Source organism: Citrobacter sp. Ct235 (assembly GCF_030332305.1).
Classification (GTDB): Bacteria; Pseudomonadota; Gammaproteobacteria; order Enterobacterales; family Enterobacteriaceae; genus Citrobacter_A; species Citrobacter_A telavivensis.
Genome location: NZ_JAOWIC010000004.1, coordinates 1 through 248, shown reverse-complemented (window position 1 = coordinate 248; position 248 = coordinate 1). Strand labels below are relative to the sequence as shown.

Here is a 248-nt window from a genome sequence, read left to right as displayed (position 1 = left end):
TTCGCCTGCACCTGCGCGGTATAGGTCTGGCCATTCAGGGTCACGGTGACCAGCTGACCGGCTTCCACGTTCGTGGTCGTGCCGGAGAGCACCAGGTCCGCGCCCTGCTCGGCGGCGTTAATCACGTCGTCAGCGGTCACGCTGTTAAGGGTGACGGACGGTGCCGCGGTGTCCACGGTCACATCGTGGGTCGCGGAGCCGCTGTTGCCGGCCGCGTTCGTCACGGTCACGGCGATGGTGGTGGTGCC

At 67.3% G+C, this 248-nt stretch carries 1 protein-coding gene; it reads right to left on the bottom strand.

Annotation, left to right across the window (positions count from 1 at the left end; translation table 11 throughout):
* A partial coding sequence (locus OGY35_RS00955) for a hypothetical protein (RefSeq protein WP_286631193.1) occupies window positions 1-182 on the bottom strand: 182 nt, incomplete at its 3' end.
* Window positions 183-248 lie beyond the last annotated feature (66 nt).